Source organism: Kitasatospora aureofaciens (assembly GCF_001188955.3).
GTDB lineage: Bacteria > Actinomycetota > Actinomycetes > Streptomycetales > Streptomycetaceae > Kitasatospora > Kitasatospora aureofaciens.
Genome location: NZ_JPRF03000105.1, coordinates 1 through 1,311, shown reverse-complemented (window position 1 = coordinate 1,311; position 1,311 = coordinate 1). Strand labels below are relative to the sequence as shown.

The following is a 1,311-nucleotide window of genomic DNA, read 5'->3' as shown; positions in this document are numbered from 1 at the left end:
CGCCGGCCCGGGCGGCGGCCGCCGGGGCCACCCCGGCCGGGCCGAGCAGCAGGCGCTGGTTGGACAGCCGGTCCGGCCGCCAGCGCTGCTTGTACGGTTCCTGGCCGCGCAGCAGCCCGAGCACCGGGATGTCCGCGCCGACCGTCTCCTCCAGGGCGGCGTTGAACAGCAGCCCGGCGATGTCCAGCCGCTCGCGCAGCCCCGGGTGGGCGCCGTACAGGTACAGGCCGCCGAAGGAGGGGCAGAGCAGCAGCAGGTTGACCGCGACCAGTTCGCCGTCCAGGTGGAACTGGTGGACGGCTGCCCGGCCCGTGGCGACCAGGCCGACGGTGGACTCGGTCAGGTGCCGGGCGAAGCGCTCGGTGCGGTGCTCGGCGGTGACGCCACGCTTCTGCCACTGCTGGAAGTGCAGCCGCAGCAGCCCCTCCAGGGCGGCCGGCACCTCCTCCAGCGGGGTGGAGCGGACCCGCACCCCGGCCTCGGCGATCTTGCGCAGTTTCACCCGGCTGCGCTGGGCGGTCTTGCCGGGCACCCGCTTGAGCAGCCGCTCCATCGGGACGGCCGGGAGGTACTGGCACAGCGAGTCCTCGTGGCGGCGGCGGGAGCCGCGCCAGTGCTCGTAGACCCGTTGCATCGCGGCCTCGGGGTGCACCTCGCGCAGTTCCAGCCAGTGCCAGGGGCGGGTGAGCGGGAGGGCGGCGGCGAACTCGGCGGCGGCCCGGTCGGCGCACTCGTCGTCGAGCAGGACGTCCCCGTAGTCGGCCAGCCCGGCGCCGAGGCCGGTGAGCCCCCCGAACGGGCCGCGGCGCCGCATGAAGGCGCCGGCGCCGACCAGCCGGCCGTCCCGGCGGACCAGCACCACCAACAGCGCGCCGGGGCGGCCGTAGTGGCGCCACCAGGAGCGCTGCCAGGCAGCGGCCTGGAAGAACGTGGCGGTGCGGCAGCGGGCCGCCAGTTCGTCCCACTCCTCGGCGACGGTGTCGAGGGCGTCGTCCTCGCGGCGCAGCTCGGTGGTCCAGACCGGCGCCGCCGACCGGGACGGCAGGCCGGCGGCGCGGGCCTCGGTGCTCACCGTCCGCTCCCGGCGGCGGTTTTCTCCTCGGCCGGGAGCTTCGGCTCCGCCTCGGGCCTGCCGCCCGGGGCGGTTGCGGCGCCGGCCTTCGCCTCGGTCCGCGCGGCGGGCGTCGACTCCGCCTTGGCCTCGGTCCGGGACCCGGCCTTGGACCCGGCCTTGGGCTCCGCCTTCGCGTCGCCCCTCGCCTCGGTCTTCGGCCGGGTCCTGCCGGTCTGCGCCGCACTGCGCGGGCGGGG

1 protein-coding gene and 1 pseudogene are annotated in these 1,311 nt (G+C 77.0%); both read right to left on the bottom strand.

The genetic code is table 11. The features are described from left to right. Positions 1 to 1,072, bottom strand: a 1,072-nt coding sequence (locus HS99_RS40370; protein WP_063738047.1) for a GNAT family N-acetyltransferase, incomplete at its 3' end; no start/stop codon positions are given. After that, a pseudogene (locus tag HS99_RS45670) lies at positions 1,069 to 1,311 on the bottom strand (hypothetical protein); the annotation flags it as partial. The gene HS99_RS40370 and the pseudogene HS99_RS45670, both read right to left, overlap by 4 nt.